7 protein-coding genes are annotated in these 6,363 nt (G+C 63.0%); 5 read left to right on the top strand and 2 right to left on the bottom strand.

The window, feature by feature from the left end:
* Positions 1 to 186 precede the first annotated feature (186 nt).
* From EN991_RS18970 to EN991_RS18955, 5 genes are all read left to right on the top strand, one after another.
* Positions 187 to 528, top strand: a complete 342-nt coding sequence (locus EN991_RS18970; RefSeq protein ID WP_013532615.1) for a DUF2147 domain-containing protein — start codon at positions 187 to 189, stop codon at positions 526 to 528.
* 224 nt (positions 529 to 752) lie between these two features.
* A complete protein-coding gene (locus EN991_RS39920) occupies positions 753 to 911 on the top strand; it encodes a hypothetical protein (protein WP_023812838.1) in 159 nt (52 codons plus the stop codon).
* A gap of 39 nt (positions 912 to 950) precedes the next feature.
* On the top strand, positions 951 to 1,145 hold the full coding sequence (locus EN991_RS18965) for a hypothetical protein (RefSeq protein ID WP_027162961.1): 195 nt from the start codon (positions 951 to 953) through the stop codon (positions 1,143 to 1,145).
* A gap of 116 nt (positions 1,146 to 1,261) precedes the next feature.
* Positions 1,262 to 2,725 carry an AMP nucleosidase gene (locus EN991_RS18960; RefSeq protein ID WP_245459357.1) on the top strand — a complete coding sequence of 488 codons (1,464 nt, stop codon included), beginning with the start codon at positions 1,262 to 1,264 and terminating at the stop codon, positions 2,723 to 2,725.
* 71 nt (positions 2,726 to 2,796) lie between these two features.
* Positions 2,797 to 3,843, top strand: a complete 1,047-nt coding sequence (locus tag EN991_RS18955; protein ID WP_127369305.1) for an endonuclease/exonuclease/phosphatase family protein — start codon at positions 2,797 to 2,799, stop codon at positions 3,841 to 3,843.
* A 4-nt stretch (positions 3,844 to 3,847) separates the two neighbouring features.
* On the opposite strand, the gene EN991_RS18950 is transcribed toward EN991_RS18955, so the two are convergent.
* Together EN991_RS18950 and EN991_RS18945 are read right to left on the bottom strand one after the other, a co-directional pair.
* Complete coding sequence (locus EN991_RS18950; RefSeq protein ID WP_127369304.1) at positions 3,848 to 4,447, bottom strand: DUF922 domain-containing protein; 600 nt, start codon at positions 4,445 to 4,447, stop codon at positions 3,848 to 3,850.
* A 129-nt stretch (positions 4,448 to 4,576) separates the two neighbouring features.
* Positions 4,577 to 6,256: an electron transfer flavoprotein-ubiquinone oxidoreductase gene (locus EN991_RS18945; RefSeq protein ID WP_127369303.1), complete on the bottom strand. Its 1,680-nt coding sequence runs from the start codon at positions 6,254 to 6,256 to the stop codon at positions 4,577 to 4,579.
* Positions 6,257 to 6,363: the final 107 nt, after the last annotated feature.

Genomic DNA, 6,363 nt, shown 5'->3' with positions numbered 1-6,363 from the left:
GGAGACAAAGGCGATGCGCCGATCGTTTCATTTCCTTGGCCAGGAGGCGCATTCGGGGCCCTTCAAAATCCGAAAGTCTTCCGTTGCGGCACCGCTTTTGTTTTGCCGGGAGCTGGATTAGCTTACGTTTGCGTAAGCGGCAGACCGAGGCGGAGCATCCGGCCGGACATCTAAAGGGAGGAAGACATGTTTCGAAGAGTGAGCCTGGCCCTTGCGGCCACATTGATCATGGCCGGTGCGGCCTGGGCCGATCCGATCGAGGGCAATTGGAAGACGCAGGCCGGCGACACCGCAGCCATCGCTGGCGGCGGCTCGTTTTCCATCACGCTCAAGTCCGGCAAATATGCCGGCAAGACCATCGGCTCCCTCAAGGCGACGGGCGACAACAAATATGCCGGCAACATCACCGATCCGGCAAACGACAAGACCTATTCGGGCAAGGCGACATTGTCGGGCACCTCTCTCAAGATGAGCGGCTGCGTGCTCGGCGGGCTGATCTGCAAGAGCCAGACCTGGCACAAGCTCTGATCGAGCGCATCTTTCCGACCTGATGACGGGGCCCCGACGGGCCCCGTTTTCGTTTTGTCGACACATCCTGCGCCGGTGATGCTCGATGGAGGCCGGCGGCTATCCAACCGACGCCAGCGCCATCGAAACCCCGTCAATCATCTTGAACCGCAGATGAACGCCGCCATCAGAGCCGGTTCAGTTGCATCAGGGCATTCTCCGGCGTGTTGAAGGAGACCGACCCAATGCTTGCTCGCCGCTTCACCATCGTCTGCCTGCTGGTGAGCCTGTTTGGAATGTTCTTCGCCATCCTCGTCGCTGAAGCGGGCCGTCCGGCCCGCGCCTGGGACGAAGCCAGTTCCAGAACCTGCCGCCTCGCCTGCCCCACCCATCTTCGCAACTGAACAAAGAAACCAAGACCTCGAAAAGAAAAGCTGAACGCCATGAACCGCATCGCCGCCAACGCTCTCAAGACCCTTCGGCTTCTGCCGCGGGCGGCGCTTATCCTGACGGTTCTGGCCGCTCCGGTCCTGGCCGTGCCGATGATGCGCGCCGACACCGGCTCGACGATCGACGCACCGGCCCTGAAGAAGTCCGGCGTCGGCTTTGTGCTTCTGGTCAGCCTGCAGCGCGGTTGAAGAAAAACGGCGCTTTGACCGCCTTCGGTCGCGACACCCCTCCCAAGTGCCGATCCAAGTCTCTATATTGAGCCATGGAAAAGCGAATCTACCCACAAGCCATCGAATCTGTCGTCATGCCGGAGCCTTTTGGCCGGCAAAGCTTTGATAGCGCTGAAAAGGCCGTCAAGGCACTGCAGGCGCTTTACGATCGCAACACCAAGTTCCTGCGCGACTCCTTCGCAGAATTGGCGGCAGCAGGCGGTGATAATGGCAAGCGCTACCGGGCCTTCTATCCGGAGATCGGCGTCACCACCAACTCATTCACCCAGATCGACTCGCGCCAGGCCTATGGGCATATGCCGACGCCTGGGCATTTTTCCACCACCATCACCCAGCCGGGCCTGTTCGAAAGCTACCTCGTCGAGCAGTTGCGCCTGATCATGCGCAATCATGGGGTTGCGGTCACGGTGTCGGAATCGACCACACCCATCCCGCTGCATTTCGCCTTCCTTGAAGGCACCCATGTCGACGGCGCGACGGCAGAGCGCATCAAGCGGCCGATCCGCGACCTGTTCGACGTGCCCGATCTCGACGGCACCGACGACCAGATCGCCAACGGCACCTTCGAAGTCGCCTTCGGCGAGCCGAGGCCTCTGGCGCCCTTCACGGCGCAGCGCATCGACTATTCGCTGCACCGGCTGTCGCACTATACGGCAACCACGCCGCAGCATTTCCAGAACTTCGTGCTGTTCACCAACTATCAGTTCTACATCGACGAATTCGTCGCCCGCGCCCGCGACCTGATGGCCAATGGCGGCGGCGGATACACGGAGTTCGTCGAGCCGGGCAATGTCATCACCAAGGGCGGGCAGAGCGCGCCCAGCGAAGGCGTTGCACCGCCGCGCCTGCCGCAGATGCCGGCCTATCACCTGAAGAAATCGGGACATGGCGGCATCACCATGGTCAATATCGGCGTCGGGCCTTCCAACGCCAAGACCATCACCGACCATATTGCGGTGCTGAGGCCGCATGCCTGGGTGATGCTCGGTCACTGCGCCGGCTTGCGCAACACCCAGGCGCTGGGCGACTATGTGCTGGCGCATGCCTATGTGCGCGAGGACCACGTGCTGGACGACGATCTTCCGGTCTGGGTGCCGATCCCGCCGCTGGCCGAGATCCAGGTGGCGTTGCAGGAAGCCGTCGCCGAAGTCACCGGCCTTTCGGGCTACGACCTGAAGCGCATCATGCGCACCGGCACCGTCGCCACCATCGACAATCGCAACTGGGAGCTGCGCGACCAGCGTGGGCCGGTACAGCGTCTGTCGCAATCTCGCGCCATCGCACTCGACATGGAATCGGCGACCATCGCCGCCAATGGCTTCCGCTTCCGTGTTCCCTACGGCACGCTGCTGTGCGTTTCGGACAAACCGCTGCATGGCGAGTTGAAGCTGCCCGGCATGGCGACCGAATTCTACAAGCGCCAGGTGGCGCAGCACCTGACCATCGGCATCAGGGCTATGGAGAAGCTCGCGGAAATGCCGATGGAGCGGTTGCATTCGCGCAAGCTCAGAAGTTTTTCGGAAACGGCGTTCCAGTAGGCCGATTCCACGCATCGCATGGGCATTTCGTCATCTTGATTGAGCCGCATTTCTGCCGATAAGCAGGCGGCATGGAGAGAGCGGGCTTCGGGACATTGCTGATTTCGGTTGCATTCCTGGCAATGCTGGCCTGTTCGATCGCGCTGGTGGCCGGGTTTTTCGGAACGCTGCATCCCGCCTTCGATTCCTTCTCGCATTTCCGCGTCCATCTTGCCGTGCTGATGGCGCTTTGCGCACTGCCGCTGCTGGCCACGACATTTCGACTGCAAGCGGCCGTGGCACTGCTTTTTGCCGTGGCGGCCTTCGCCACCACTTCCGGCTCGCTGTCCTTCTCCCGCCTGTGGCCGGTTCAGGCCGCCTATGAAGCCAAGAACGAAGACCGCGCGATCTACAAGCTGCTGCAGATGAACCTGCGCTACGACAATCCAACGCCGAAGAAGGTGCTGTCGCTGATCGGCCGGACCAATCCCGACGTGATCACCCTCGACGAGGTGTCGGCGATGTGGGCGACCGAGCTTGGCTATATCAGCAGCGCATATCCATACCGGATCCTCTGTCCTTACCCTAACAAGATATTCGGCGTCGCGCTGCTCTCGCGGCGGCCCTTTGCCGCCGGCACCGAGGCGCGTTGCGAAAGGCGTGGTGCCATGGCGACAGCGACCGTCGACTTCGGCGGCATCGACGTCGATGTCGCCGCGATCCATCTCAGCTGGCCCTGGCCACGCGAGCAGTACTGGCAGATCGGCGAGTTGACGGAGCCGCTTTCCGCGCTCGGCGAGACGGCCATCATGGCGGGCGACTGCAATGCCGCCCCATGGAGTGCCGCCGTGCGGCGGGTCGCGGCGCTTGGCGGGCTGACCGTCCTGCCTTCCGCCGGCCCGACCTGGATCCACATCAGGCTGCCGGATTTCCTGCGGCGCTTCGCCGGCCTGCCGATCGACCAGGTTTTCAGCAAGGGCGGCGTGACGATCCATTCGGCGACACGGCTGGAAGACACCGGCTCGGATCACCTTCCGGTCATGGTGGAGTTCTCGCTCAGGCTGAATCAGCAAAAGCCGCTCGATGAACATGAAACCGCGACCGCGGCCATTGTCCAGGCCGGCAAGACGCCAGGCTGAAGGATCAGGGCCTGACCAAAGCGATGACGAGATGCTGGACATGGCCGCCGTCGCGATGCTCGCGCGCATCGAAAGCGAGCTGCTTGGCCTCATATGCGGCATTGGTGGCCTTGATGCGTCGCTGTGCCTCGCGACGTGTCTTGTAGCAGGACGGGTCGTCGGCAATCCTGAGGCCGGAGATGGATCTTTCCGTGGCCCGCATCATCTCCCTGGCGATGCGGCCATGGGTTTCCTCATGGGCGCGGACGCCGGCGAAGAACCGCGTCCAGCGCTTCCGGAGCGTCGGGGTGGTGGCCGAGGCGACACGCGGAAATGTGTAGAAGAGATTGAGCGTGCCGTTGGCACGCCGCAAGCGGCAGACGCCATTGTCCTGGCTGGTGTCAAGGTCCCAATCCACTGCGTAGCCGGTCAGCGCGATGGCATGCGTCATGAAGCCGTGCTTCGGCCCTTTGCGGTCCATAGCCTGGACTAGCGCCAGCCCCGTGTTCCCGGTGATGTCGTAGGTCCGCGTCTTGACCACCACCCTGGTGCCGGCCGAGGCCGCCGAAGCCAAGCCGAACAGCGCACCGATCGCCACAAGGCATGCCAGAACCGCCAGGCGCATTGGCCATCTCCTTATCGTCAAGGAATGGAACCATAAGCGCGCGGCAGTTTCAACAGTTCTAATGTTCCACATGCCACGGGAGACCCCGAGCCATCGTCGGGACCTTTGCACGCTGCGGCCGGCGCGGGCCTACATGCCCTGATAGACCGGGCCTTCTCCGCCTTGCGGCGGCACCCAGTTGATGTTCTGGTTCGGGTCCTTGATGTCGCATGTCTTGCAGTGGACGCAGTTCTGCGCGTTGATGACGAAGCGCACATCCTTGGCCGTGGGATCGGCGGCGGCGTTGCCGTCCCTGTCGACCCACTCGTAAACCCCGGCCGGACAATAGCGCGTCGAGGGGCCCGCAAAGACATCGTGCTCGGAACGCTTCTGCAGCTCCATGTCGCCGACAAGCAGGTGGACCGGCTCGTTTTCCTCGTGATTGGTGTTGGACAGGAACACCGAGGACAGCCTGTCGAAAGTCAGCACGCCATCGGGCTTCGGATAGGCGATCTTCTTGTGCCGGGCGGCAGGCTCGAGCGTTGCATAGTCGGCCTTGCCATGCTTCAGCGTGCCGAAGGGCGAGACACCGAACAGCGTGTTCAGCCACATGTCGAGGCCGCCAAGGCCGACACCGACGATGGTGCCGAAGCGCGACCACAGCGGCTTGACGTTGCGCACCTTCTTCAGATCCTTGCCGATGTCGGTCGCGCGCCAGGCTTCCTCGTAGGAAGCGAGTTCGTCGTTGGCGCGCCCGGCGCCGATCGCCTCGGCGACATGCTCGGCCGCCAGCATGCCGGACAGCACCGCATTGTGCGAACCCTTGATGCGCGGCACGTTGACGAAGCCCGCGGCACAGCCCATCAGCGCACCGCCGGGGAAGGACAATTTCGGCACCGACTGCCAGCCACCCTCGGTGATGGCGCGCGCGCCATAGCCCAGCCGCTTGCCGCCTTCGAACGTAGCCGCGATCGCCGGATGGGTCTTGAAGCGCTGGAATTCCTCGAACGGCGACAGCCAGGGATTCTTGTAATTGAGATGAAGGACGAAGCCGACCGCCACCTGATTATCTTCGAGATGGTAGAGGAACGAGCCGCCGCCGGTCTTCAAGTCAAGCGGCCAGCCGAAGGAATGCTGGACCAGCCCCGGCCGGTGGTTCTCCGGCTTGACCTGCCAGAGTTCCTTCAGGCCGATGCCGTATTTGCCCGGTTCGCGGCCATCGGAAAGCTTGTATCTGGCGATCAGCTGCTTGGCGAGCGAGCCGCGAGCGCCCTCCCCGATCAGCACATATTTGCCCATCAGCGCCATGCCGGGTGCGAAACCCGGGCCGTGCGTTCCGTCCTTCTCGACGCCCATGTCGCCGGTGACGACGCCGGTGACGGCGCCTTGCTCATTGTAGAGCAGGCCGGCAGCGGCAAAGCCCGGATAGATCTCGACGCCGAGCGCTTCGGCCTTGGTCGCCAGCCAGCGGCAGACATTGCCCAGCGAAACGATGTAGTTGCCGTGATTGTTCATCAGCGGCGGCATGAAAATGTTGGGCAGACGGAACGAGCCGGCAGGACCAAGGACCAGGAAATGGTCCGCGGTGACCGGCGTCTTGAAGGGATGGCCGTCCTCGTCGCGCCAGCCCGGCAAGAGCCGGTCGATGCCGATCGGATCGACGACGGCGCCGGAGAGAATATGGGCGCCGACCTCACCGCCCTTCTCCAGGACGACGACCGAAAGCTCGGGATTGACCTGCTTGAGGCGGATGGCGGCGGCGAGGCCCGCCGGCCCGGCACCGACGATAACCACGTCGAATTCCATGCTTTCGCGTTCGATGTCGCTCATCAACCCCTCCGCACTGGCTTATCCCATTCGGGTATCTTGCTGGCTCCCGCGCTGCATAGCGCATCAATTGACGACAGGAAACCGGCGCATACGTGACAATGCCGTTT

It is taken from the genome of Mesorhizobium sp. M7A.F.Ca.US.005.03.2.1 (genome assembly GCF_003997795.1).
Lineage (GTDB): Bacteria > Pseudomonadota > Alphaproteobacteria > Rhizobiales > Rhizobiaceae > Mesorhizobium > Mesorhizobium ciceri.
This window is presented reverse-complemented; position numbering and strand designations above follow the sequence as displayed.

Excerpts from the sequence above, each read along its gene's own strand:
- EN991_RS18970 (WP_013532615.1), top strand. The coding sequence starts at position 187 with ATGTTTCGAAGAGTGAGCCTGGCCCTTGCGGCCACATTGATCATGGCC.
- EN991_RS18950 (WP_127369304.1), bottom strand. The coding sequence starts at position 4,447 with ATGCGCCTGGCGGTTCTGGCATGCCTTGTGGCGATCGGTGCGCTGTTC.
- EN991_RS18965 (WP_027162961.1), top strand. The coding sequence starts at position 951 with ATGAACCGCATCGCCGCCAACGCTCTCAAGACCCTTCGGCTTCTGCCG.
- EN991_RS18955 (WP_127369305.1), top strand. The coding sequence starts at position 2,797 with ATGGAGAGAGCGGGCTTCGGGACATTGCTGATTTCGGTTGCATTCCTG.
- EN991_RS18960 (WP_245459357.1), top strand. The coding sequence starts at position 1,262 with ATGCCGGAGCCTTTTGGCCGGCAAAGCTTTGATAGCGCTGAAAAGGCC.
- EN991_RS39920 (WP_023812838.1), top strand. The coding sequence starts at position 753 with ATGCTTGCTCGCCGCTTCACCATCGTCTGCCTGCTGGTGAGCCTGTTT.
- EN991_RS18945 (WP_127369303.1), bottom strand. The coding sequence starts at position 6,256 with ATGAGCGACATCGAACGCGAAAGCATGGAATTCGACGTGGTTATCGTC.